Consider the following 456-nt stretch of genomic DNA (forward strand, 5'->3'; position numbering starts at 1 on the left):
CTGAGTCTTTGACAGAATCAAACATAGCTCTAACAGCAACCGGAACTTTGTCACTTTCGGATGTCGACGTCATTGACGTTGTTAATGCCACAGAAGTAGATTCAATTACAAAGGGCGGAACATATACAGGCCCCCTACCTACAGATGCAGAACTAAAGGCTATGTTCACCGTTACAGGAGGACTTACAAATACCGAAAGTGATAAAGATCACGGCATTACTTGGACATTTAATTCTGGCTCTCACTTCTTTGACGGCATGGCTGCAGGTGAAACACTTGAACTCACTTACACAGTACAGGTTGCTGACCCACATGGTGGAATTGATACCAAAGATGTGGTAATAACCATTACCGGCACAAATGATCTTCCTGTCATTAATGTCGTAAACGCAAATGATGTTAAAGGTGCTGTAACAGAGATAGCTGACAAGGCGTTAGGGGAAAATGTTGATGATC

At 42.8% G+C, this 456-nt stretch carries 1 protein-coding gene; it reads left to right on the plus strand.

The window, feature by feature from the left end; all coding sequences use genetic code 11:
- A partial coding sequence (locus OLM33_10045) for a VCBS domain-containing protein (protein MCW1713991.1) occupies positions 1-456 on the plus strand: 456 nt, incomplete at both ends.

It is taken from the genome of Synergistaceae bacterium DZ-S4 (assembly GCA_025943965.1).
Lineage (GTDB): Bacteria > Synergistota > Synergistia > Synergistales > Synergistaceae > Caenicola > Caenicola nitritireducens.